Source organism: Rhodanobacter sp. C06 (genome assembly GCF_002001105.1).
Lineage (GTDB): Bacteria > Pseudomonadota > Gammaproteobacteria > Xanthomonadales > Rhodanobacteraceae > Rhodanobacter_A.
On sequence record NZ_MUNP01000021.1, the window covers coordinates 1 to 23,092 of the forward strand.

Genomic DNA, 23,092 nt, shown 5'->3' on the forward strand with positions numbered 1-23,092 from the left:
TTCGACCGATACATACGAGAACATGCCAAGCTGCTGGACGTCGGGGCTGCGCATCGGATCGGGCGGTCAGTGATTGAGAACGTCTATGACCGCGGCGGCGCGCGGAGGTTTCTCAACAGCCTGCTAGACCGGAGTGCCAACCGCCTCAGGGGATGTTTCGGCGGTGGCGCGGGCTTCTTGAGTCACTTCCCGAAATTTCTTTGCGTTGGCACGGGATATGCCCTCGATCCTGCCTGCGGCGGGCATCGGCCAAGCGGCTCGTCGACGCGGCGTGCGTTGCACGGACCTCCAACCGGTGCGCCAGCGCGTCTGCAAGATCACCGTGCGGCTTGGCACCAACCTTGCTCCAGCCGATGAAAGGCCGCTTCGCGACGGAAAACCGTCGATGTCGCGAGCGCCGGAACTTCCATCGCGAGGCACAGGCACATGCAAGCGGCCACCATGCAGGACGAGGCAATCGGGCACGCCTCGACGATTCCGTTGATGCGCGCGCAATTGCCGGACGCCGACGCGTTGCTGCCGTATCTTCGACGCATCGATGCCGCGCGCTGGTACACCAATTTCGGTCCACTCGCGAACGAACTGGAACAGCGGCTGGCCACGCAGCTCGACCCTGGCGACACTCCCGCCGTGGTCAGCCTGTCCAGCGGTACCGCCGCACTCGAGCTGGCGCTGGGCGCCATGCAGCTTCCGGCTGGCGCACAGGTGCTGCTGCCGGCACTCACCTTCGTCGCCACCGCCACCGCCGTCATCCGCGTCGGCCACATGCCGCTGATCGCCGACGTCGACGCCGGCAACTGGCTGCTCACGCCGGGAATCGCGCGGCGAATCGCCGCATCCCGGCGGATCGACGCCGTCATGCCCGTGGCGACGTTCGGGCTCGCGCAAGACACCGCGGCGTGGGATCGCTTCGTCGAGGACACCGGCATCCCCGTGCTCATCGACGCCGCGGGCGCCTTCGGCAACCAGCACGCCGCGCAGCACTGCCACGTGGCCTTCAGCCTGCACGCCACGAAAGCGCTCGCCGCCGGCGAGGGCGGTTTCGTCGTCACCCGCGACCGCGCGATGGCTGCACGGATACGCACGCTGAGCAATTTCGGCATCGACCTCGAGCACGGCAGCCAGGTGTTCTTCCCTGGCGGCAACGGCAAGCTCAGCGAATACCACGCCGCCGTCGCGCTGGCCTCGCTGGATCAATGGCCCGACATCGAACGTTCGCGCCGCGCGCTGCAGGCGCGCTACTTCCGGCAACTGCAGCGATCCTGCCCGGGAGTCGTCCTGCAGGAACAGGCGGTGGGTGGCGTGTACCCGATCCTGGTGGTGGCGCTGCCATCCGGCGTGCGCGCCCGGGAAATCCAGCAAGCACTGGCGGCGCGTGGCATCCAGACGCGGCAGTGGTACTGCCCCACCCTCGACCGCCACCCTGCCTTCGCCAGCTTTGGCGCCGAACCACTGCCTGTGGCGCACTCGGTTTCGGAGCGCCTGCTCGGCCTGCCGTTCTACCTCGACATCACGACGACGCAGATCCGCCGCGTCTGCGAGTCGCTGGCCAGCGTGCTTGCCGAAGCGGCCGGCGCGACCCGGCCGACGAGCAGCCAACCCGCCGGGACATGCCATCCATGAGCCACACCGAAACGGCCCTGCTGCACCAGCACTGCGAAAAACTGCAACAGCGCATCGGACTGATGCAGCAATTCTTCGACGAACATGCCCTGCGGGAAAAGACGCGGCTCCGCGCCGGCGATGCGGTGCGCCTCGAACGCATCCGCCGTGCTCCCGACTACACGGCGGCCTACGGCGAACAACCGCTGGTCTCGGTCATCGTTCCCACGTACAACCGTGCCGAGCTGATCGTGCAGCGCACGCTGCCGAGCGTGCAGCGCCAGGATCACGCAAACTGGGAGCTGCTGATCGTCGGCGACTGCATGGAAGCGTCGCAGGCGGCGATCCTGCACGAGGCCGCGCAGGACGACCCGCGCATACGTTTCCACAACTTGCGGCGACGCGGGAAATACCCGTCGACGAAGGGTCCGATGTGGTACGTGGCCGGCATCAAGCCGGTCAACTTCGGTCTGCGCATGGCCCGCGGCGCGTGGATTGCCCATCTGGACGACGACGACGAATTCCTGCCCGATCATCTTTCGAGCCTGCTGCGCACCGCACGGGAAAACCGCGCCGAGTGGGCACACGGACGCGTCCGCTTCCTGGACGACAACGGCAACGAACAGGGCGTGGTCGGCGGCGCCATGCCGCGCTTCAGCGAAATATCGCGCATCGGCAGCCTGTACCACGCCGGGCTGAAGACTTTCCGCTACAACCCCGGGTGCTGGAAGTACTTTTGTCCGGGCGACTGGGATCTGTGGGAGCGCCTGCTCGACATGGGCGTGCGCCACGCCCACACGGACGAAATCGTCGCCATCCACCACGGCGACTATTTCCGCAGTTCGGTGCTGGAGGATGGCCGGAAGCCGGCCATCAACTTCCACGCTGCCACCCCCGAGGAGACCTATCGCCACTGGCTGCAACCCCAGCGGCTTTCGCCCCAACACGCCGCGCTGGCCCATGGCCGGCAGACCCCGTGTTCGGTGGAAGTCGTCGTCATCGACACCGGCGGCGCGTCCGCCGACTTCCAGGCCAGCCTCGACAGCCTCGCCAGTCAGCAGCACCGCGACCTGCGCGTGACCGTGCTGTCGGACCGCGGCGACCTGCCCTGCCGCGACGCCGCCCTGCTGCCCCTGCATGGCGACTGGGTCGCGCGCTTCAATGAACTGGCCGCCGCCAGCGACGCGGATTGGCTGCTCCCGCTGTTCGCCGGCGACGAGCTGGTGCCGCACGCGCTGCTGCTGCTGGCCGAGAACGCCGGCGCCCATCCGGAGCACGCCTGCTGCTATGTCGACGAGGACACGCGTGTCGGCGATGGCTACGGGCAGCCGATCCTCAAGCCCGACCTGAACCTGGACATGTTGCGCAGCTATCCCTACCTGGGCCGCATCCTGGCCGTGCGCAGGGAAGCCGTGCTCGAACTGTGCGGGCTGGATGCGCAACGCGGGCCGCTCGCCCACTACGACTTCGTGTTCCGCAGCATCGAACGGCATGGCCTGCAATCCGTGGGGCATCTTGCCGAGGTGCTGTACCGCGCCGGCCAGCCCTATGCGCAGTGGTTGGCGTCGCCACCGGTGCGCGAGCACGCTGCCGCGGTCGTGGCAGGCCATCTCGACCGCCTGGGCATCCGCCACGAGATCGCGTCCGACACGTCGACCTGCGTCAACCGCGTGCGCTATCTCCACGACCGCCAGCCGCCGGTCTCGATCATCATCCCCACCCGCGACCAGCTGCCGATGCTCAACGGCCTGATCGACAGCCTGCTTGCCAAGACCAGCTACAAAAACTACGAACTGCTGATCGTGGACAACGACAGCCAGGACCCGGCTACCTGTGCCTACCTGGACGGCATCGAACGGCTGGCCAACCCCCAGCTGCGCGTGCTGCGCTGGCCGCATCCGTTCAACTACTCCGCGATCAACAATTTCGCCGCCGTGCAGGCCCGCGGCGAATACCTGATCCTGCTCAACAACGACACGGCGGTGCTGCACGAGGACTGGATCGAGGCGCTGCTCAACCACGCGCAGCGGCCCGAGGTGGGCATCGTCGGCGCCAAACTGCACTACCCCGACGGCCGCATCCAGCACGCCGGCGTGGTGCTGGGCCTGCGCGGGCCGGCCGACCATCCCTTCATCGGCGAGGCCATGGACGCGCCCGGCTACATGCATCGCCTGCAGGTGGACCAGAACTACACCGCGGTCACCGCCGCCTGCCTGATGATCCGCAAGTCGGTGTACGAGGAAGTCGGGGGGCTGGACGAGCAGGACTTCAAGGTCTCCTACAACGATGTCGACCTCTGCCTGAAGGTGCACCAGGCCGGCTACCTCACGGTGTGGACGCCGCATGCCCGCCTGATGCACGAGGGCAACGTCAGCCAGAACAAGGTGGACCAGACCGCCAAGGAAGCCAAACGCGAGCGCTTCAGGGGCGAGCGGCAAGCGATGTACCGCAAGTGGCTGCCGCTGCTGGCACGCGACCCGGCCTACAACCGCAACCTGAGCGTGGCCGGCAACGGCTTCGATCTCGACCAGATGCGGCCGCAGGCCTGGCAGCCCTTCGAGCAGCCGCTGCTGCCGCGCCTGTTCTGCGTGGCTGCCGATGCCAACGGCTCCGGCCACTACCGCATCCGGCAGCCGTTCCGGGCCATGCAACGGGAAGGGTTGGCAGAAGGCGCGATCGCGCCGATGCACCTGGAGCCGATCGGGATGGAGCGCTACGCGCCGTCCACCATCGTGCTGCAACGCCAGCTCACCGACAGCCAGCTCGAGACCATGCGCGGCTACCGAGACTTCAGCCGCGCCTTCAAGGTCTACGAACTGGACGACTACCTGCCCAACCTGCCGCTGAAGAGCGTGCACCGCGACCAGATGCCCAAGGACGTGCTGAAGTCCCTGCGCAAGGCCGTGGCGCTCACCGACCGCTTCGTGGTTTCCACCGCGCCGCTGGCCGAGCAGTTCGCGGACATGCACGACGACATCCGCGTCGTGCCGAACCGCCTGCCGGTGGATTGGTGGGGCCAGCTGACCAGCCAACGCCGCAAGGGCGCCAGGCCGCGCGTGGGCTGGGCCGGCGGCAGCAGCCACCGCGGCGACCTGGAACTGATCGCCGACGTCGTGCGCGAACTGGCCGGCGAGGTCGAATGGGTGTTCTTCGGCATGTGCCCGGAGAAGCTGCGCCCGCACGTGCACGAGCACCACGACGGCGTGCCGATTGGCCAGTACCCGGCAGCCTTGGCCGCGCTGGATCTCGACCTCGCGCTGGCGCCGCTGGAGGACAACTTGTTCAACGCCTGCAAGAGCAACCTGCGCCTGCTCGAATACGGCGCCTGCGGCTTCCCGGTGGTGTGCAGCGATATCGTCTGCTACCGCGGCGAGCTGCCGGTGACGCGCGTGCGCAACCGCTTCAAGGAATGGGTGGACGCGATCCGCATGCACATCGGCGACCTCGAGGCCACTGCGAAGATGGGCGACGCGCTGCGCGCCGCGGTGCAGCGCGACTGGATGCTCACCGGCGACAACCTGGTCGCCTGGCGCGATGCGTGGCTGCCGGATCGGTGATGGCCGCCTGCCTCGCCGGCCGGGACGGCGGGCGAGTCGGCTGGACCGGGGAAATCACTTCCGCTGCAGCAGGTAGCTGTTCTCGTACCCGGGAACAATGCCCAGTACATGGAAATCGTTGAAGTAGCCACCCACCCTGAGCAGGTCCACCGCGGGACCGACTTCGGGCGAATAGCGGTGGTCGCCGTAGTCGTCGAACACGACAAAGCCGCCGGCCACAACGCTCGGCGCATACAAGAGAAAATCGAGCAGGACATTGCGACCGGCGTGTCCGCCATCGATGTGCAGAAGCACGGTCCTGGGCGCCTCGGCGTAAAGGCGATCCGCCACCAGCTCCGAATAGCCACGAATCAGCGTGGCTTCGGGGAACAGCTTGCCGTGGTAGTAGCCCAGCTCGTCGGGCTGCTTCTCGAGTTCCATCGGATCGATCCCGAAGATCCGCCGCTTCCGCCCGCATATCTGGCTCATGAAGCACAGGGATTTCCCCTTCCAGACCCCGATCTCGACGATGTCGCCCGGAATCTCCCCCATCAGCAGGCAGAGGTATCCGAGCAGCTTCACATGCTCATGGAACGACAGCTCCCTGCGCGGCATGGCGTGCTGCGCCGGCAGTTCTTTTTGCGCCTTCTCGAAGATGCCGCCGACCATGCCCCATATGTCGTCGACGCCTTTCTGGACTCTCGCTTCGCCCAGAAGGTTCTTGAGCCCGGGGAGATCGACGGCGGGAATGCTTGACGACATGGTGGACACGCTCCTTACGCAAGGCACGGGAAATGACATGGCTTTGTCGCGACCAGGCTTCGGCCTCGCGAGATCGGCGAAGCGGCGCGGATACGCATTGTCACGACCGCTGGCCTTTCACGACGGCAGGCACGCCGGCAACCAGCGAGTTCGCCGGAACGTCCCTGGTCACGCAGGCGCCGGCGGCGATCACCGCACCATCGCCGATGGACAGCGGCCGGTCCGGCTTGCCGTTGATGATGCAGGCATTCGTGCCGATGAACACGTCGCGGCCGACATGCACGCATCCGGACACGTTGACCCCGGGGGAAAGGGTGGCGTAGTCGCCCAGGATCACGTCGTGTCCGATCGTGCACGCCAGGTTGATCTGCACATGCTCGCCCGTTGAAACATTGCAGGTGATCGTCGACCGCGCGCAGACCACGGTACCGGCGCCCAGTTCGACAAAGCGCGAGGCCTCGACCCGTGGATGAACCAGTGTTGCCGGACGATGCCCCGCGGCGATCAGGGCAGCCACCGCACTCCGCCGCTGCGAAGGATCGCCGAGCGCCACGACGAAACGGGCGTCGTCGCGCGGCGGCAGCTCCGGCAGCAGCGAGACCGGAATGCCGTTGACCGATGCCGTCAGATGGCGCGGATGATCCACGACCAGGCGCAGCTCGACCCGCTTGCCCCAGGCCTGTTCCGCCAGCCACGCCACCTCCCGACCAAAGCCGCCGGCGCCGAATATGTACAGGCGTCCGAAATCCGGCGTGGGGTCGTGCAACGGATGGGAAGGCATCATGATCACTCCGTGGCCGTTCGGGAGATGGCCAACGTATCGCAACCGCCGTGGCTCGCGCAGCGCATCACTTCAGGTAATCGAACAAACTCATCCCCTGCACCTTCGCAAACGTCTGCTGCGAGGCCTGCAGGGCGGTGGACTGCAGCATCAGCTGGCTGATGGCACTGGCCATGTCGGTGTCCTGCACGCCGGAGAGGGTGGTCTGGTAGGTCAGCGTGAGGTCGCTGTAGGTGCTCTTCTGCTGGGTGAGCCGGTTCAGGCGACCGCCCACGTCGGTCTGGGTGCTGGAGACCTGGTCCTGCGCGCGATCGATCGATTCGATCTGCCGGCTCATCGTGTTGCTGAGCTGCGTGTTGTTCTGGCTGCCGTCGTTCAGCGCGTTGATCATGTTGGTCAACGTACCGAACACGTCCTGGGTCTGGCCGGATTTCACGCTCATCGTGTCGCCGGCGGCGGGCGTGCCGCTCAGGGCGACGGTCATGCCGTTGAAGCTGATGCTGCCGCCGTCCTGGTAACTGCCGGTGCCCACTACCGCATTGCCGTGATTGGCGTCGGTGGCGGTCCAGTTGCCGGTGGCGTCGAAGCTGATCTGGTAGTTCACCGGGCCGGCGGCGGTGGCCGCCTTCCAGGCGCCGCTGTCGGTGACGCTGGTGGCGCCCACCAGCAAGGTGCCGGTGTTGCCGGGCGCCGCGGCGGCGACGAAGGAGCCGTTGCCGGCCGGGATGTTCATGAACAGGCCCGCGCCCTCGTCGCTGTTCGGGATGCGCAGGCCGCTGCCGATCGCGGTCATCTGATTGTCGCTGTTGCCGGTGTAGCTCGCCGAGCCGTCGCTGTTGAGCACGAACGGCGTGCTGGTGGTGCTGGTGCCGGCGAACAGCGCGTTGCCACTGGCATCGGTGGTGTTGACCAGCTGCACCAGCTGTGCGCGGATCTGGGTGAGCTGGGTGGCCATGTCCTGGCGGTCGGCGGTCGACAACGTGCCGTTGATGCCTTGCAGCGCCATCGAGCGCGCCTGGTCGAGCAGCGAGTTGAAAGAGCTCAGCGTGCTGCTCTCGGTGGAGAGCCGCGCGTTCGCGCCGTCGATGTTCGCGGAGTACTGAGCGGTGCTGGCCAGGATGTGGTTGAGCGAGACCGCCTGGGTGGCACCGGCCGGATCGTCGGAAGCGAGGTTGATGCGCTGGCCGCTGCTCACCTGGTTCTGCGTGGCGGCGAGCGAGCCCTGCTGGTCGAGCATGGTGGTCAGCGACTGCTGGTACATCCAGCTGGTGGAAAGGCGGATCACGGGCTTGCTCCCACTTAGGCCTGGATGGCGGAGATCAGGCTGGTGAACAGGGTCTGCGCGGTGGAGATCACCTGCGCGGAGGCCTGGTAGGCCTGCTGGTACTTGATCAGTCCGGCCGCTTCCTCGTCGAGGTTGACGCCGGCCGAGCTCTGCTGGGCACTGGCGGCCTGGTTGTAGAGGCCGGTCTGGGTGGTGAGATCGTTGCTCGCCATGCTGCCGGCGAGGCCGACCTGGTTGGTGAGGTTCGCATAGGCCCCCACCGTCGAGGTGCGGCCGCCGTCGAGCACACCGGTATTGGCGAGCCCGGCGAGGTCCAGCGCGTTGCTGTTGTCGTTGAGGCCGCTGCTGTTCTTCGCCACGCTGAAGCTGTCGCCGCTGGCGGGCGTGCCGGCGAGGCTGAGGCTCCAGCCGTCGAACTGGATCGCCGTGCCGCTGGTGTACGTGCCGGTGGTGCTGTTGCCCGCGCCGTCGGTGCCGGTGTAGCTGCCGCCCGCGCCGAACGTCACCGTGGCGCCGGCGAACAGGTTCGCGTTGCTGCTGTCGCCCACGTTCACCGCGCTCACGGTCGCGTCGCCGGTATTGGTGCCGGCGGCCGTACCCTTCAGCGCCGCCGCCGCGGCGATCGCGGAAGGATCGCTGGTGGCCAGCGCGAGGCCGCTGGCTGCGTTGCGGGTGGGCCGGATCTGGAAGCTGTCGCCGACCTGGGCGCCGGCGGACACGCTGAAGGTGAGGCCTTCGGCCGACAGCGTGCCGTCGGCGTTCGCGGTCATCGTCACCGTGCGTCCGCTGCTGGTGGCCAGCGCCCAGCCGTTGACCGAGGGCGCGCTGGCGCTGCCGGTGTAGGTGAGCACGTAGTTGTCGTTGGTGAGCGCGCCGAGGTCGCTCACGCTGGCGCCCACTGTGGCGCTGCCCTGGTTGCCGCTCGCGCCCGCCACGGTCGGGGCGGGCACGCTGAACAGTGGGCCGCCCTGGTTGCCGTTCAAGTCCAGGCCCTTGGCCTGCTGCGCGTTGACGCCCTGCGCGAGCGCCAGCGCGGCACGGCCCAGCTGGTTCTGCGCCGGGTCCAGCGTGTTGCGCCGATAGTTCAACAGTGCACCCAGGGTGCCGCCGGAAAGGCGCGAACTGATGTCGTGGCCGCTGGTGTCGAGCACGCTGGTGCTGCCGGCATCGTAGGCGTCGCTGCCGACCTGGAAGCCGTAGGCGTAGCTGCCGCTGACCAGCGCCTGGCCGGAGGTGCTGTAGACGCTCAATGTACCGTCGGGCTGCGCGGCGACCGAGATACCGGTGATGCCGGCGAGTTGCTTGACCAGACCGTCGCGCTGGTCGAGCAGGTCGTTGGGCTGGGTGTTGCCGGCCTGGCTGATGCTGGTGTTGAGCGCGGCGATCTGCTTGACCAGCGAATTGGCGCTGCCGACGGCGTCGGCGATCTGCGTGTTGATCTGCGTGCGCTGCTGGTCGAGCTGCTGGCCGAAGGTGTTGAACGCCATCGCCAGCGTCGACGCGTTGCCCAGCAGCGCTTGGCGCGCGGACGGATCGCCCGGCGCGTTCGCCACCGCGTTGAAGCCGCCGTAGAAGCTGTCCAGCGTGCTCTGCAGGTTGCCGCTGTTCTTCAACAGGCCGTTCAGCGTGGTGGCGAGGTCGTTGCTGGTGGTGGCGCCCTGCAGCGCGCTGTTGGTGCTCCACAGCGTCTGCGTGAGGTACTGGCTGTAGGCGCGCTGCACCGCGATCACGTCCACGCCGGTGCCCAGGGTGTAGCGGCCGTTGTTCTGGCCAACCTGGTCCACCTGCACGGTGTTCTGGCGGCTGTAGCCGTCGGTGCCGGCGTTCGCGATGTTGTTGCCGGTGACCTTCAGGCCGAGCTGGGCGGCATTGAGGCCGGAAACACCGATGTTGAGCAGGCTGGACATGGGACGGGATTCCTGGGGTCGCTTATTCGTTCGGCCCGCCGGCCGGATTCTTGAGCGCGGCCAGCGCCGCGCGCATCTGCGGGCTGCTGGCGACCGCGCTGATCTTCTCGGCGTAGGACGGGTCGGTGGCGTAGCCGCCGCGCACCAGCGCACTGGCGAAGCCGCGCACGTCGTCGCCATGCCCGCGCGCAGCGGCATAGCGCGGATTGGAGGCGATCAGGTTGGCGTAGTCCTTGAACGACTGCGCCGGCGAATCGTAGGCGCGGAACTGCGCGTGCCGGCGCACCGCCACACCGTCCTCGTACTCCAACGTGGGCACGCTGACCTTGCTTCCGTTCCAGCTGCCGCCGGCCTTGATGCCGAACAGGTTGAAGCTGGTGGAGCCGTCGGCGTTGCGCGGCATGTGCTTGCCCCACTGCGTTTCCAGCGCGGCCTGCGCCAGCACGGTGCGCACCGACAGCCCCAGCTTCTGCGCCGCGGCCTGGGCATACGGCGCCAGCGCGCGCACGAATTCCTGCGCGTCCTGCGGCAGCCACTTCATCGCGCTGCGGCCAAGCTCGCGCCCGGCTTCCACCACGTTGGCGAGGCGGCGCTGGAACTGGTCGGGCGTGGCCGGCAACCGGGTGGGATCGCCGATGCCGTCGGGGTCGTCTGCGGCACTGGTTGTCGCCGGCGCGCCGGTGCCACCCAGCGTAACGATCGCGGCGCCCGTACCAGCCGGCGTCGGCGTGGCCGTGCCGCCCAGCTGGCGGATCAGCATCTGCGCGATGCCCAGCCCCTTGCCGCCCTGGGCCAGGCTCACCGAGAGCTGCTGGTCGAACAGGTCGCGGTAAGCCTTGCCGGCATCGCTGTCGCCCAGCGCGTTGCCGAAGCTGTCGCTGGCCGCGCGCATGGACTTCAGCATCATCTGGGTGAACAGCGCCTCGAACTGCTTCGCCACCGCGGGCAGCGCCGCCTTGCCGTCGCGCTGCGCCTGCGCGCGCAGCTGGTCGAACCCGGACAGTTCGGTCCAGGTGCTCAGCGAGGCATTGGCGGACAGCGCGGCGTCGGACACGACTAGATCACCACGAGATCCGCGTGCAGCGCGCCGGCCTGCTTCAGCGCCTGCAGGATCGAGATCAGGTCGCTGGGCGAGGCGCCCACCTGGTTCACCGCGCGCACGATGGTGTCCAGGCTCACGCCCGGGCCGAACTTGAACATGTGGCCGCCCTCCTCGCTGACCTGCACGTTGCTGGACGGCACCACCGTGGTCTGGCCGTTGCTGAATGGCGCCGGCTGGCTGACCAGCGGCTGCTCGCCGATCGTCACCTGGATCGCGCCATGCGCCACGGCGGCCGCCGAGACGCGCACGTCCGAGCCGATCACCACGGTGCCGGTGCGCGAGTTCACCACCACGCGCGCGGGCGGCGCGCCCGGGGTCACGTCCAGGTCCTGGATCGTGCCCAACCAGGCCACCTTCTGGGTGGGGTCCTGCGGCACGCGCACTTCCACCGTGCCGCCATCCACCGCGCGCGCGGTGCCCGCGCCGTAGGTGCGATTAATCGTGCCGACGATGCGCGTGACGGTGGTGAAGTCCGGCGTGTTGAGGTTCAGCCGCAAGTCGTCGCTGGAAGCGAATGCGGACGCCACGCTGCGCTCCACCGTGGCACCGTTCGGGATGCGCCCGCTAGCCGAGATGTTCTTCTGCACGCTGGAGCCGCTCTTGCCCGACGCGCTGATGCCGCCCACCACCACGCTGCCCTGCGCCACCGCGTAGACGTTGCCGTCGGCGCCGCGCAGCGGCGACATCAAGAGCTCGCCGCCGCGGATGCTCTTGGCGTTGCCGATCGAGGCCACGGTGACGTCGATGGTCTGGCCCGGCTTGGCGAACGGCGGCAGTTCGGCGGTGATCGTCACCGCGGCCGCGTTCTTCAGCTGCGGGCGAACGTTCGCCGGCACGTTGATGCCGAACTGCTGCAGCATGTTCTCCAGGCTCTGCGTGGTGAACGGCGCCTGCGTGGTCTGGTCGCCCGAACCGTCCAGGCCCACTACCAGGCCGTAGCCGATCAGCTGGTTGGAGCGCACGCCGCCGACCGATGCGAGATCGCGGATCTTGTCGGCGTGGGCGGGAGTGGCGAGCAGGGCAAAGAGTGCGATGGCAAACCCGATCGCCGCGGATTTTTCTCCCTCTCCCCTTTGGGGAGAGGGCCGGGGTGAGGGGCCGGGCTTGCGGAAGAGGTTGGAGAAACGAGCAAAGAGCGAAGCCAAAGCAGCGCCGCGCGAGCGTGTCCCCTCTCCCCAACCCTCTCCCCGGAGGGGAGAGGGGGCGAACGTGCCGTGCGGGTTCGCGATGCCGGACTTCGGTGCAACCGTCATAGTCGTGGCCATATGGATGTTCATTTTTAAAAGGGCATCCACTTGGAGTTGAAGAAGCGCGACAGCCAGCCCTGGGTGTTGGCGTCGGCGAGGCTGCCGCGGCCGGTGTAGGAAATCTTGGCGTCGGCGACGCGGGTGGACGGCACGGTGTTGTCCTGGCCGATGTCCTGCGGGCGCACGATGCCGGTGATGCGGATCAGTTCCTGGCCCTGGTTGATGGTGAGCAGCTTCTCGCCGCGCACCAGCAGGTTGCCGTTGGGCAGGCGCTGCGCCACGGTGACGGTGATGTTGCCGGTGAGCTGGTTGCTCTGGCTGCTGGAGCCGCCGCCGTCGAAGCTGTGGTCGCTGTCGATGCCGACACTGGCCTTGTTGAACGTGTGGCCGAGCAGCGAGGGCGCACCGATCTTGTCCTTGTTGGTCTTGCTGGTGCTGGTGTTGGCCTTCTTCACGGCCTGGGTGTTCTCCACCAGCACGACGGTGAGGATGTCGCCCGCGCGGTGTGCGCGCGGGTCGGTGAACAGCTCCATGCCCTGCGCGTCGTGGTAGATCGCGCCGTCGGCCACCGGTGCGGCGGCAGGCGCCACCGGCGCGGTGGCGGCCCATTGCGCGTCGTCGCGCTGCGGCTGCACGACGGCGCAACCCGCCAGCGCGGCCAGCGCGAGCACGGCGGCGAGGCGTGGGAGAACGGCGGTGATGCGCACGGCGGTCGGCCTCAGGTCTTGTTGGTGATGGTCTGCAGCATGTTGTCCGCGGCGGTGATCGCCTTGGAGTTCATCTCGTAGGTGCGCTGGGTCTGGATCATGTCCACCATCGCCTCGACCACGTTGACGTTGGAGGATTCCAGCGAACCCTGCAGCAAGGTGCCCATGCCGTTCAGCCCGGCCTGGCCGGTCTGCGGCGTGCCGCTGGAGGCGGTTTCCAGGTACAGGTTCTGGCCCATCGACTGCAGGCCCGCGGGGTTGACGAAATCGGCCAGTTGCAGCGAGCCCACCTGCACCGGCGCGGCCTGTCCCGGCACGGTGGCGCTGATCGTGCCGTCGTTGCCGATGGTGATGCTCTGCACGCCCTGCGGCAGGGTGATCGCCGGCTCGATCGCGTAGCCGTCGGCGGTGACGATCTGGCCGTTGGCATCGGTGTGCAGCGAGCCGTCGCGGGTGTAGGCGGTGGTGCCGTCGGGCATGCTCACCTGCAGGAAGCCCCGGCCCTGGATCGCCACGTCCAGCGAGTTGCCGGTCTGGCTGATCGCGCCCTGGGTGAACAGTTTCTCGTTCGCCACCACGCGCACGCCGGTGCCCATCAGCAGGCCCGAGGGCGACTGCGTCTGCTCGGTGGTCTGTGCGCCGGGCTGACCCAGGTTCTGGTACATCAGGTCCTGGAACGCCGGGCGCGAGGCCTTGAAGCCGGTGGTGCTGGCGTTGGCCAGGTTGTTGGAGATGGCATCGAGGCGCGTCTGCTGCGCGTCGAGGCCGGTCTTGGCGATCCAGAGGGAGGAGAACATGGAAGGGCTCCGCTAGCGGTGTAGTGTTCAGTTCGCCTGCAGCAGCTTGAGGCTGGCGTCGGCGTTGTCTTCGGCGGTCTTGATCGAGCGCACCTGCATCTCGTACTGGCGCGACAACCCGATCATCCGCACCAGCTCGGTCGAGGGATTGACGTTGCTGGCTTCCAGCGCCTGCGACGCCAGCTGCACGCCGGGATCGGTGTCGGCGCTGGCGCCGCCGGGCAGGTGCAGCAAGCCGTCCGCACCCTTGGCAAGCTGCGCCGGATCGGGGTTGACCAGCTTGATGCGGTCGATCTGGGTGAGCGTGTTCGGGCCCTGTCCCAGCGGCACGCTGGAGATCGTGCCGTCGTTGCCGATCACGATCTGCGCGCTGTCGGGAATGCTGATCGGACCGCCGTTCCCGAGCACCGGATTGCCGGCGGCGTCGGTGAGCGTGCCGTCGGCGGTGAGCTGCAGGTTGCCGGCGCGCGTGTAGGCCTCGCTGCCGTTCGGCGCCTGCACCGCGATCCAGCCCGGGCCGCGCACCGCCACGTCCAGCGCGCGGCCGGTCTGCTGCAGCGCGCCCTGGCTGTCGTCGCGGCCGAGGCTCTGCGCCACCGCGTTGATCCGGGTGGGGCTGCCCGGACCCTGCACCGGCAGGCTGCCGAACGCGTCCAGCTCGCTCTTGAAGCCGGTGGTGGTGGCGTTGGCCAGGTTGTGGCTCACCACGTCCTGGGCCTGCATGATCTGCGTGGCTCCGGTCATGGCGAGGTAGACGGAACGGTCCATGGCGATCTACCGCTTAGCGCGAGACGGCGTTGAACAACGTGCTGGCCAGCGTGTTGTCGGTGGACAGCACCTGCGCGTTGGCCTGGTAGTTGCGCTGCGCCTGGATCATGTCGACCAGCTGCTGGGTGGTGTCGGAGGTGTTGGACTCCTCCAGCGCGCCGGACTGGATCGTGCCGTACTGGCCGCTGGCGGCCGTGCCCATCACCGCGGTGCCGGAATCGGTGCTGGACATCCAGCTGGCGCTGCCGAGCTGGCGCAGGCCCTGCACGTTCTGGAAGTTCGCCATCGCCAGCTGGCCGATCTTGCTGCTCTGGCCGTTGGAGTAGTTCGCGGTGACGATGCCCGCGCTGTCGATGTCGATCGAGGACAGCGCACCGGCGGTGTAGCCGTCCTGGCTGATCGTGCCGGCGGCGTAGCCGGTGCCGTACTGGGTGGTCTTGCCGAAGTTGATCGACAGCGTCTGCGGGTTCGCGCCGTTGCCATAGGTCACCGGGTTGAAGCCGACGATGCCGTTGGCCGGCGTGGTCAACGCGCCGCTGCTGTCGAACGTCAGCGGCTGCGTGCCGGCGTTGTTGCCGTCTACGTAAAGGTCCACGTTCCAGGTGTTGGTGCCGGTCTTCACGTAGTACGCGGTGGCTTGGTGCGAGGAACCCAGGCTGTCGTACACGGTGAACGTGCTCGACTGGTTGAAGGTGGCCGGGTTGGTCGGGTCGAAGGCCAGCGGCGGCACGGTGGCGTCCGCCGGCAGGTTCGACGACACCACCGCCGTGGCGGTGGGCTTGGCCGAGCTCTGCGCGGTGACCAGGTTCAGGTTGGTCAGCGTGCTGGTGTCGAAGCTGTTGCTGGTGGTGCTGTAGGGATAGACCTGCAGCGCGTTGTTGTCCTGGGTGACCACGTTGCCGGCAGGGTCCTGGTGGAACGCGCCGGCGCGGGTGTAGGCGTAGCCGTTGCCGGTGTTGACCACGAAGAAACCGTTGCCGCTGATCGCGAGGTCGAGGCTGTTGCCGGTGGTCTGGATGTCGCCCTGGGCGAACTGCTGCGCCACGCTGGTCAGCCGCGTGCCGCTGCCCACCGCGGTGGCGCTGAGGTTGATGCCGGTGACCGCGTAGATGTCCGCGAACTCCGCGCGCGACCCCTTGAAGCCGGCGGTGTTGGCGTTGGCGATGTTGTTGGCGATCACGTTGAGATCGGACTGCGCGGCGTTGATGCCGCTGAGAGCCTGGTTGAGTGCCATGAATCGTTCCTCGCTGGAAGGGTTGTTGCCGCCGATCAGTTGATCTGCGCGATCGCGCTGAGCGGCACGCCGCCCACGCCGCTCACCTGCACGTAGGTGCCCACACTGCTGCCGCCGTAGCCCACGCCACTGACCGTGCCGTCGACGTAGGTGGAGAGCGCGTTGCCGCCGACGTCGGCGGCGGTCACGCTGTAGTCGCCCGACGGCACGGGCGCGCCGCTGTCGTCCATGCCGTCCCAGTTGAAGCGGGCGAGGCCGGCGGCCTGGGCGCCGAGGTCGAGCGTGCGCACCACCTTGCCGGCACCGTCCTTGATCGCGACCTGCACATTGGCGGTGGCGCCGGTGACGCCCACCGCGCCGTCCATCGCGCTGCCGGCGTAACTCAGGTTCGCCGACGGCACCAGCACGTGGCGCCCCACCAGGCCGACCGAACCGAGCACCTGCGAGGACTGCAGCGAACTGGTGAGCTGGCCGGAGAGGCTGTTGACGCTGGTGTTGAGGTCCTGCATCGAGGCCAGCTGGCTGAACTGCGCCAGCTGCGAGACGAACTGCGAGTTGTCCATCGGATTGGTCGGGTCCTGCGACTGCAACTGCGTGGTGAGCAGCTTCAGGAAATCGGCCTGGTTCATGGAATTGCCGAGCGCGGCGGTGGCCGCGCCGGCGGCGCTGCCGGTGCCGGCGGCGCCGGGGTTGTTGTTCACGCTGGTGGTCATGGTTGCGGGCTCACTGGCCGAGGGTCAGGGTCTTGAGCATCAGTTGCTTGGCGCTGTTCATCACCTCGACGTTGTTCTGGTACGAACGCGACGCCGAAATCATGTTGACCAGTTCGTCCACCGGGTTGACGTTGCTGGCGTAGACGTAGCCATCCGCATTGGCCAAGGGATTGCCCGGCTCGTAGCGTTGCGGGATCGCGGCCTGGCTCTCGGTGATGCCGAGCACCTGCACGCCCTGCGCGGTGCCGGCATCCTTGCCGCCGGACTGCTGCTGCGCGTGCACGGTGGCGAACAGCGGCTCGCGCGCACGGTAGGCGCCTTCCGGCGTGCCGGACACGCTCTCGGCGTTGGCCAGGTTGCTGGCCACGGTGTTGAGCCGCAGCGACTGCGCGGCCATGCCGGAGCCGGCCACGTTGAAGATGGAATAGAGCGACATCAGCTCTGCCCTCCGGAGATGGCGGTGCGCAGCATGCGGATCTGCGCGGTGATGAAGGAAAGGCTGGCCTGGTAGTGCACGCTGTTGGCGGCGAAGTCGGCCTGCTCGACCTGCGCGTCGACGGTGTTGCCGTCCATGCTGGGCTGCGTCGGCACGCGGTAGGCCAGCGCCGCCGGACCCGTGCCCGGCCCGCTGCCGATCTGTCCGGCGCTGGGCGCTTCCAGCGGCAAGGCACCGCCGCTGCCGCCGCCGGCCGCGGCCAGCGCCTTGCGGAAATCGATGTCGCGGGCGAGGTAGCCGGGCGTGTCGGCATTGGCCAGGTTGTTGGCCAGCACGTCGGCGCGGCGCTGCCACAGATCCAGCGCCTGGGTATGGATGCCGAACAGGTTTTGCGGGACGGGATTCATCGGTCTGCTCCGCGGGCGGTTGCCGCATGGAGCCGGAGGCAAGTTGCATGCCACCACGCCGGAACCCTTGCCACGACTGGCCTGGCAGGGTTCGCGCCTTGGCGTCGCGCGGGCGACGCCGGGGCGGAGTCGGTTTGTTGACGCGGCGCGCGCGTCAGTCGGCCAGCGCTTCCGCCGGCAGCAGTTCCAGCACCGCGTGCGCCAGCAGATCGGGCTGGAACTTGGCGACGAAGGCGTCGGCCTTGACCTCCTTCACCATCGCCTCGTTGAAGATGCCGCTGAGCGAGCTGTGCAGCACCACCTTCAGCCGGCACAGCGCCGGCGCCTCGCGGATCGCCCGGGTCAGCGCATAGCCGTCCAGGCGCGGCATCTCGATGTCGGAGACCACCAGCTTGACGCCTTCGGCCGGATCGGCGGCCGCCAGTTCGTGCAGGCGCTCGAGCGCCTCGCGACCGTCCTGCGCCAACACGCACTCGATGTTCATCTGCTTGAACAGCTCGACCAGGCGGCGGCGGGCGATCAGCGAATCGTCCACCACCATCACCCGCCGCGGCGCCAGCATGTGTGCGTCGGCGAGGCGCTGCATCTGCAGCGACAGCTCGGCCGGCGCCGCGTCGATGCCGGCCAGCACCTGCTCCACGTCCACCACCGCCAGCAGCGCGCCGTCGACGCGGGTCACCGCATTGACGCGCGCACCGAAGCCCAGCGTGGCGGACGGCGCCTCCAGCTTGTCGCCGTCGCACTGCACCATGCGCTGCAGGTCGGCGACCAGGAAGCCCTGCACCGAGCGGCTGAACTCGGTGACCATCAGGTGTGCCGATGCCTCGTCGCGCAGCGGCGGATAGCCGAGCGCGGCGGCGAGGTCGATCACCGGGATGGTCTGCCCGCGGTAGTCGCAACTGCCCGCCAGCAAAGCATGCACGCCCGGCATGCGCTCCAGCGGCGGCCGGCGCATCACCTCGCGCACCTTGAACACGTTGATGCCGAACAGCTGCGCATCGCCGAGCCGGAACAGCAGCATGGCCACGCGGTTGTGGCCGGCCAACCGGGTATGTTGCTCCACCTTTTCCAGCAGCGTGCCGCCCATGCGGACTCCTCGCGAATCGCCCGCCGCCTTGGCAGCCGTACGCGTTCGCTATCGACCGCGCGGCGCCGCGCTTGAGCGCACGCCCCGATCGCCGCGGGTGGCATGCGGATTGCTTTCTCAAGCCGCGACGGTTTTGGACGATGCAGTCCCCTGCAAGCTCCCACCACACACTCGACATAGGTGATGTTCGTCCCATGAGTCTGATCTGGAATCGGCACCTTGCCCTCCTGGTGGAAGCCGCCGTCGCTGGCGACGAGGCACGGCTGGCCGCGCTGCGGCACGCGCACCCGCGCGCGGCACGGGCGCTGGCACCGCTGCTGGCGCGTATCGCCAGCCGCCCGCCGGCGGCGGTGGCGCTGCAAGCCGTGGAGCAGCAGGGCCTGGTGCTGGCCGCGGTGCAGCAGCTCGCGCGCGAGCAGGCCGCGCTCGACCAAGCCGCCGCCGACGGCCGCGGCAGCGTCGATCGCTTGACGGATGGCAGCGCCGGTATCTCGACGGCGCTGCAGCAGGTGGGCGCCGAACTGGACCAGGCCGGCCAAGCCAGCCGGGCCGGCAGCGGCAATGTCAGCGAACTCGACGGCCAGTTGCGCCTGTTGCGCAGCGCGCTGGCGGCGATGAACCGCAACCAGAGCAAGCTCGCCGAGCAGGTGGAACAGATCCGCAGGCTTACCGCCACCGTGCAGGAGATCGCCCACCAGACCAATCTGGTGGCGCTGAACGCCGCCATCGAGGCCGCGCGCGCCGGTGAGGCCGGCCGCGGCTTCGCCGTGGTCGCCGACGAGGTCAAGCAACTGGCGGAAAAGACCGCCCTGACCACTGCCGAGATCGAAAGCGTCACCGGTTCGATCGGCGACTTCTCCACGCAACTGGACAGCGACGTGCAGCACAGCCTGCAGCAGCTGGAACGGGCCCAAGCCGGCGCGTCGCAGTCGGGCACTACCCTCGATGCAGGCAGCCAGGCGCTGCGCGCGGCCGGCGAGCGGGTGCAACGGCTGCAACAGAACCACGATGCCCAGCATGCGCGCGCCACCAGCGTGCAGGCCGCGCTCGGCGCCCTGCAGCGCCGCGCCGGCGAGGCGCGGCGCCAGTCCGATGCGCTGCAGCGCGCCGCGTTGCTCGCCCACCGGCTGGGCCTGGACTGGCTGGAGGGCCTCAGCGGCAAGGATCCGGGCAGCCTCAGCCTGACCGTGCGCGAGGCCTCCCTCAACCTGCGCCAAGCGGCCGAACTGGCCCTGCTCGAACCGGCGGCGCTCGATCGTCGCTGGTTCGATACCCACGCGATCCGCCGCAGCGTCGAGCGGCTGGGCGCGCTGCAACCGACGCACCCGGCCAGCGCCGGTCTCGCCGACGCCGGCATGCAGCTGTGCGAGCAGGGCGGCCGCTTCATCGCGCTGCTGTGCGACGGCGAGGCCGAGCAGGCCGCGGTGCTGTCGCGACAACTCGAATCCGCCCGTGATGCCCTGCTGGGGCAACTCGACAGCCTGTTGGCGGACGCATGAACCTGAGCCGCGCCAGCGTCGGCCGATGCCTTGCCATGGCATGGTTCGGCCTGGCGTGGCCTGGCAGCAGCCTCGCCGCACTGCCGTCGCCCGATGCCGTGCGCGCCGCCGCCGAACAGGCCGTGCACGCCCGTTTCGATCTGCCGGGCAGCCGCGTCGTGGCCCAGGCCCTGCCGCTCGATCCGCGCCTGCGGCTGGCGCCCTGCGCGGCGCCGCTGCGCGCCGTGCTGGTCGACGCTGTCCGCCCCGCGCCACGTCTGAGCGTGCCCGTGCATTGCCCGCAGGGCAGCGGCTGGACCGTGCGCGTGCCCGTGCAGTTGCAGTTGTTCCGCCCCGTGCTGGTGACCAGTCGGCCGCTGCTGCGTGGCGACGGCCTGCGTCCCGCGGACGTGCGCGCCGAGGAGCGCGACGTGACCCGGCTCGGCTACGGTTACCTCGACAACCTCGACCAAGTGGCCGGGCGCACCCTCGCCCGCGCCTTGCCCGAAGACAGCGTGCTCACCCCCTCCGCACTGGGCGGCCGGCGCATGGTGCGGGCGGGCGACCGCGTGCAGGTGGTGGCCCGGCTGGGCGACATCGTGGTGCGCGCCGACGGCGTGGCGCTGGGCAGCGGCGACAACGGCGCCCGCCTGCGGGTGCGCAACGAGAGCTCGGGCAAGGTGGTCGACGCCATGGTCCATGCTCCCGGCGTGGTGCTGGCCCTCCCCTGAGCTCGCCGATGCCTTCCACCCCCCATTCCCAACCCCTAAAGTTTCCGAACATCGGGCCGATGCAACATTCACAGGGCCACTCCGCAGCGAGAACGGACGCATGAATACGACCATTTCCAACAACGGCTTGCCGAAACTTCCGCAGGCCGCCGGCCAGCCGGGCAACAGCCCGGCGCCGGAATCCTCCGCCAGCGCCGCCGGTGCCGGCGCGCCCGCGGCCAAGGCCGACGATCAGCTCAAGCTGACCGATTCGGCCAAGGCGTTGCAGCAGGCCGCGCGCACCGACGCGACCCCGGTCGACTCGCAGCGGGTGGAACGCGTGCGCCAGGCGCTGGCCGACGGCAGCTACAAGATCGACGCTGGACGCATCGCCGACCGCATGCTCGCCATGGAGCGACAGCTCGGCGGCACGGACAAGGCATGAGCCCGCCGCTGCGGCAGGAATTCACCCAGGCCCTCGCCGACGTGCAGGGCGAGATGCGCCAGGGGCTGGAGCAGCTCGCGCAGGTGCTCGAGGCCGAGCGCGCGGCGCTGGACGGCGGCGACATCGAGGCGCTCGACCGGGCCGGCGCGCGCAAGCAAGCGCTGATGCAGCAGCTGGAACAACTGGACGCGGAGCGCCGCCTGCTGGCGCGCGAGCAGCCGCAGGCTCCGGCAGGGCCGGATCCGGACTGGACCGCGATCGTGCAGTCGCTGCAGCACTGCCACCGGCTCAACCAGCGCAACGGCGGCATCGTCGGCCAGCGCCTGCAGCTGGTGCGCCAGGCGCTCGCGGTGCTGACCGGGGCGGACAGCGACAGCGGGCTGTACGACCGCAGCGGCGAACTGCATGCCGGTGCACGTTCGCGTCCGCTGGCGGCGGCCTGAGCGAATTGAGCACTACGCCACCCGCATCCACGGTGGCAACCACAGCGCGCCACCGTTCGCGGCACGCTTTATCGTCCAACGTGATGCCGGATCGATCATGAGCCCTTCCCCCACGCCCGCCGTATCCGCTGCCGCCGTCACCAGCAAATCCCCAGTCTACGAAGGCGTCACCCCGCCGCTGCCGGTGATGCGCGTGCCGCTGCTCAATCGCGAGCGCGAGCTGTTTGCCTACGAGATCCTGTTCCATCGCGAAAGCGGCGACGAAACGACCCTGCTGCAGAGCGTGCTGGGGATGATCACCGACGGTGCGCTGACCCGCCTGGTGCGCGGCAACCGCGCGTTCCTCAACCTGCCGGCCGAACTGCTGCCGGAAGACGCCGACGTGCTGCTGCACCAGCCGCGCCTGGGCGTGGTGCTGCAACCGCATGTGGCCGACGACGCGGCACTGATGAAGCGCCTGCAGCTGATGGCACAGCGCGGCTGCCAGTTCATGCTGGACGTGGGCGATCAGGATCTCGACCACGGCCTCCCGTTCGAAGCCCTGCTGCAGATGGTGCAACTGGTCCGGCTCGACGCCAGCCAGCTGGCGCCGGAAGTGCTGGCGCAACGCGCCGCGCACCTGCACGCGCGCGGACTGCACGTGGTCGCCGGCCAGGTCAACGACCATCCCACCTACGAACACTGCCTGACCCTGCCGATGGAGGCGGTGCAGGGACGCTATCTGCTGGTGCCGCAGCCGATGGCCGTCCCCGTGCTGACCGCGAACCGCCTCAGCATGCTGCGCCTGCTGGGCGTGCTGCACGAAAGCAACCCGGGTCCGGTCGAGCTGGGCAACATCGTGCGCGACGACGCGGTGCTCAGCTACAAGCTGCTGAGCTGCGTCAATTCGGCCTACTTCGCGTTGCCGCGGCAGCTGAAATCCGTGCAGCAGGCCGCGATCTTCTTCGGCGTCACCCGCATGCGCAACTGGGTCGACACCATGGCGATGTGCAGCATGGACGATCGTCCACCGGAGCTGTTGCGCGCCGCGCTGATCCGCGCACACATGTGCGAGGAACTGGCCCAGGGCATGCCCCACGGGAGTGCCGAGATGGCGTTCACCGTCGGCCTGTTCTCGCTGCTGGACACCTTGATGTGCGCGCCGATGGAATTCCTGCTGCCGCAACTGCGACTGGCACCCGAGATTAGCGACGCGCTGACCGGCCGCAGCGGCCCGTTCGGCGCAATCCTGCAGCAGATCCTCGCCTGGGAGGCGAACGAGCTGACCAGCGCGCAGGTGCCCCCGCAGCGCATCCAGCGACTGGCCACGATCTACCTCAACGCCACCCAATGGGCCGATCAGGTCTACGCCAGCGCGAACGAGAAGAGCATGCAGTAAGCCCGGTTGCCAAGCTCATGCGGGCGACCGTGAGTGCTCCGGCCACCGCAGCGGCCGATTCCTGCGAGGCGCTCTTCAACAGCGAAGCTGGTCATCCAGTGTCTTTGTGTTCAATGGCTTGAAAGCCACTGGATGACCAGCTTCGCTGTTGTGAAGCGTCTCCTGCTTGACCAGCCCTCCCGCTGTTGAAGAGTGCCTCGCTGGGATGACGAGCAAAATCTGGGTTGCATTAGCGGAGCCGCGCGTTCGCCCTTCTCACGAGAGCCG

The 23,092-nt window shown here is 68.6% G+C and carries 21 protein-coding genes; 7 read left to right on the forward strand and 14 right to left on the reverse strand.

Annotated features, from left to right (window positions below; genetic code table 11):
* The first annotated feature begins 426 nt into the window (after positions 1–426).
* Together B0E52_RS00845 and B0E52_RS00850 are read left to right on the forward strand one after the other, a co-directional pair.
* On the forward strand, positions 427–1,623 hold the full coding sequence (locus B0E52_RS00845; RefSeq protein ID WP_217316647.1) for a DegT/DnrJ/EryC1/StrS family aminotransferase: 1,197 nt from the start codon (positions 427–429) through the stop codon (positions 1,621–1,623).
* A complete protein-coding gene (locus tag B0E52_RS00850; protein WP_168174103.1) occupies positions 1,620–5,159 on the forward strand; it encodes a glycosyltransferase in 3,540 nt (1,179 codons plus the stop codon). Before B0E52_RS00845 ends, B0E52_RS00850 begins: the two co-directional genes overlap by 4 nt.
* Positions 5,160–5,213: 54 nt before the next feature.
* Here the strand turns inward: B0E52_RS00850 and B0E52_RS00855 are convergent, their stop codons facing one another.
* The 14 genes from B0E52_RS00855 to B0E52_RS00920 form a co-directional block, all read right to left on the reverse strand.
* Positions 5,214–5,900 (reverse strand): class I SAM-dependent methyltransferase, encoded by a 687-nt coding sequence (locus tag B0E52_RS00855; RefSeq protein WP_077480814.1) that lies wholly within the window; start codon positions 5,898–5,900, stop codon positions 5,214–5,216.
* Positions 5,901–6,000: 100 nt separating this feature from the next.
* Positions 6,001–6,684: an acetyltransferase gene (locus tag B0E52_RS00860; RefSeq protein ID WP_254426663.1), complete on the reverse strand. Its 684-nt coding sequence runs from the start codon at positions 6,682–6,684 to the stop codon at positions 6,001–6,003.
* A 64-nt stretch (positions 6,685–6,748) separates the two neighbouring features.
* The gene (gene flgL / locus B0E52_RS00865; protein ID WP_254426657.1) at positions 6,749–7,966 is read right to left on the reverse strand and encodes a flagellar hook-associated protein FlgL; all 1,218 of its coding nucleotides are present in this window, start codon (positions 7,964–7,966) and stop codon (positions 6,749–6,751) included.
* 14 nt (positions 7,967–7,980) lie between these two features.
* Positions 7,981–9,873 (reverse strand): flagellar hook-associated protein FlgK, encoded by a 1,893-nt coding sequence (gene flgK / locus B0E52_RS00870; protein WP_077480818.1) that lies wholly within the window; start codon positions 9,871–9,873, stop codon positions 7,981–7,983.
* A 22-nt stretch (positions 9,874–9,895) separates the two neighbouring features.
* Complete coding sequence (gene flgJ / locus B0E52_RS00875; protein ID WP_077480820.1) at positions 9,896–10,927, reverse strand: flagellar assembly peptidoglycan hydrolase FlgJ; 1,032 nt, start codon at positions 10,925–10,927, stop codon at positions 9,896–9,898.
* Between the two features lie 2 nt (positions 10,928–10,929).
* Positions 10,930–12,021 (reverse strand): flagellar basal body P-ring protein FlgI, encoded by a 1,092-nt coding sequence (locus B0E52_RS00880; RefSeq protein ID WP_077480930.1) that lies wholly within the window; start codon positions 12,019–12,021, stop codon positions 10,930–10,932.
* 233 nt (positions 12,022–12,254) lie between these two features.
* Positions 12,255–12,929, reverse strand: coding sequence for a flagellar basal body L-ring protein FlgH (flgH, locus tag B0E52_RS00885; protein WP_254426658.1), 675 nt, complete (start codon positions 12,927–12,929; stop codon positions 12,255–12,257).
* A gap of 11 nt (positions 12,930–12,940) precedes the next feature.
* A complete protein-coding gene (flgG, locus tag B0E52_RS00890) occupies positions 12,941–13,726 on the reverse strand; it encodes a flagellar basal-body rod protein FlgG (protein WP_077480822.1) in 786 nt (261 codons plus the stop codon).
* 27 nt (positions 13,727–13,753) lie between these two features.
* A complete protein-coding gene (gene flgF / locus B0E52_RS00895) occupies positions 13,754–14,494 on the reverse strand; it encodes a flagellar basal-body rod protein FlgF (RefSeq protein ID WP_077480824.1) in 741 nt (246 codons plus the stop codon).
* A gap of 13 nt (positions 14,495–14,507) precedes the next feature.
* Positions 14,508–15,728 (reverse strand): flagellar hook protein FlgE, encoded by a 1,221-nt coding sequence (gene flgE / locus B0E52_RS00900; RefSeq protein ID WP_077480826.1) that lies wholly within the window; start codon positions 15,726–15,728, stop codon positions 14,508–14,510.
* 35 nt (positions 15,729–15,763) lie between these two features.
* Entirely contained in the window at positions 15,764–16,441 is a 678-nt protein-coding gene (locus B0E52_RS00905; RefSeq protein ID WP_077480828.1) for a flagellar hook capping FlgD N-terminal domain-containing protein, read from the reverse strand.
* Positions 16,442–16,451: 10 nt separating this feature from the next.
* A complete protein-coding gene (gene flgC, locus B0E52_RS00910) occupies positions 16,452–16,877 on the reverse strand; it encodes a flagellar basal body rod protein FlgC (protein WP_077480830.1) in 426 nt (141 codons plus the stop codon).
* Entirely contained in the window at positions 16,877–17,284 is a 408-nt protein-coding gene (flgB, locus tag B0E52_RS00915) for a flagellar basal body rod protein FlgB (RefSeq protein WP_077480832.1), read from the reverse strand. The genes flgC and flgB overlap by 1 nt, the downstream gene beginning before the upstream one ends.
* Positions 17,285–17,438: 154 nt before the next feature.
* Complete coding sequence (locus B0E52_RS00920) at positions 17,439–18,371, reverse strand: chemotaxis protein (RefSeq protein WP_077480834.1); 933 nt, start codon at positions 18,369–18,371, stop codon at positions 17,439–17,441.
* Positions 18,372–18,565: 194 nt separating this feature from the next.
* On the opposite strand from B0E52_RS00920, the gene B0E52_RS00925 reads away from it, so the two are divergent.
* The 5 genes from B0E52_RS00925 to B0E52_RS00945 all read left to right on the forward strand — a co-directional run bounded on the left by B0E52_RS00925 (position 18,566) and on the right by B0E52_RS00945 (position 22,825).
* Positions 18,566–19,870 (forward strand): methyl-accepting chemotaxis protein, encoded by a 1,305-nt coding sequence (locus tag B0E52_RS00925; RefSeq protein WP_077480836.1) that lies wholly within the window; start codon positions 18,566–18,568, stop codon positions 19,868–19,870.
* Positions 19,867–20,580 (forward strand): flagellar basal body P-ring formation chaperone FlgA, encoded by a 714-nt coding sequence (gene flgA, locus B0E52_RS00930; protein ID WP_077480838.1) that lies wholly within the window; start codon positions 19,867–19,869, stop codon positions 20,578–20,580. Before B0E52_RS00925 ends, flgA begins: the two co-directional genes overlap by 4 nt.
* 100 nt (positions 20,581–20,680) lie before the next feature.
* A complete protein-coding gene (gene flgM, locus B0E52_RS00935; protein ID WP_077480840.1) occupies positions 20,681–21,004 on the forward strand; it encodes a flagellar biosynthesis anti-sigma factor FlgM in 324 nt (107 codons plus the stop codon).
* Positions 21,001–21,447, forward strand: a complete 447-nt coding sequence (locus tag B0E52_RS00940) for a flagellar protein FlgN (RefSeq protein ID WP_077480842.1) — start codon at positions 21,001–21,003, stop codon at positions 21,445–21,447. Before flgM ends, B0E52_RS00940 begins: the two co-directional genes overlap by 4 nt.
* 97 nt (positions 21,448–21,544) lie before the next feature.
* On the forward strand, positions 21,545–22,825 hold the full coding sequence (locus B0E52_RS00945; protein ID WP_077480844.1) for an HDOD domain-containing protein: 1,281 nt from the start codon (positions 21,545–21,547) through the stop codon (positions 22,823–22,825).
* Positions 22,826–23,092: the final 267 nt, after the last annotated feature.

Excerpts from the sequence above, each read along its gene's own strand:
- flgC (WP_077480830.1), bottom strand. The coding sequence starts at position 16,877 with ATGTCGCTCTATTCCATCTTCAACGTGGCCGGCTCCGGCATGGCCGCG.
- flgE (WP_077480826.1), bottom strand. The coding sequence starts at position 15,728 with ATGGCACTCAACCAGGCTCTCAGCGGCATCAACGCCGCGCAGTCCGAT.
- flgF (WP_077480824.1), bottom strand. The coding sequence starts at position 14,494 with ATGGACCGTTCCGTCTACCTCGCCATGACCGGAGCCACGCAGATCATG.
- B0E52_RS00850 (WP_168174103.1), top strand. The coding sequence starts at position 1,620 with ATGAGCCACACCGAAACGGCCCTGCTGCACCAGCACTGCGAAAAACTG.
- B0E52_RS00940 (WP_077480842.1), top strand. The coding sequence starts at position 21,001 with ATGAGCCCGCCGCTGCGGCAGGAATTCACCCAGGCCCTCGCCGACGTG.
- B0E52_RS00920 (WP_077480834.1), bottom strand. The coding sequence starts at position 18,371 with ATGGGCGGCACGCTGCTGGAAAAGGTGGAGCAACATACCCGGTTGGCC.
- flgA (WP_077480838.1), top strand. The coding sequence starts at position 19,867 with ATGAACCTGAGCCGCGCCAGCGTCGGCCGATGCCTTGCCATGGCATGG.
- B0E52_RS00945 (WP_077480844.1), top strand. The coding sequence starts at position 21,545 with ATGAGCCCTTCCCCCACGCCCGCCGTATCCGCTGCCGCCGTCACCAGC.
- B0E52_RS00860 (WP_254426663.1), bottom strand. The coding sequence starts at position 6,684 with ATGATGCCTTCCCATCCGTTGCACGACCCCACGCCGGATTTCGGACGC.
- B0E52_RS00855 (WP_077480814.1), bottom strand. The coding sequence starts at position 5,900 with ATGTCGTCAAGCATTCCCGCCGTCGATCTCCCCGGGCTCAAGAACCTT.
- flgM (WP_077480840.1), top strand. The coding sequence starts at position 20,681 with ATGAATACGACCATTTCCAACAACGGCTTGCCGAAACTTCCGCAGGCC.
- flgG (WP_077480822.1), bottom strand. The coding sequence starts at position 13,726 with ATGTTCTCCTCCCTCTGGATCGCCAAGACCGGCCTCGACGCGCAGCAG.
- flgB (WP_077480832.1), bottom strand. The coding sequence starts at position 17,284 with ATGAATCCCGTCCCGCAAAACCTGTTCGGCATCCATACCCAGGCGCTG.
- B0E52_RS00845 (WP_217316647.1), top strand. The coding sequence starts at position 427 with ATGCAAGCGGCCACCATGCAGGACGAGGCAATCGGGCACGCCTCGACG.
- B0E52_RS00905 (WP_077480828.1), bottom strand. The coding sequence starts at position 16,441 with ATGACCACCAGCGTGAACAACAACCCCGGCGCCGCCGGCACCGGCAGC.
- flgK (WP_077480818.1), bottom strand. The coding sequence starts at position 9,873 with ATGTCCAGCCTGCTCAACATCGGTGTTTCCGGCCTCAATGCCGCCCAG.
- B0E52_RS00925 (WP_077480836.1), top strand. The coding sequence starts at position 18,566 with ATGAGTCTGATCTGGAATCGGCACCTTGCCCTCCTGGTGGAAGCCGCC.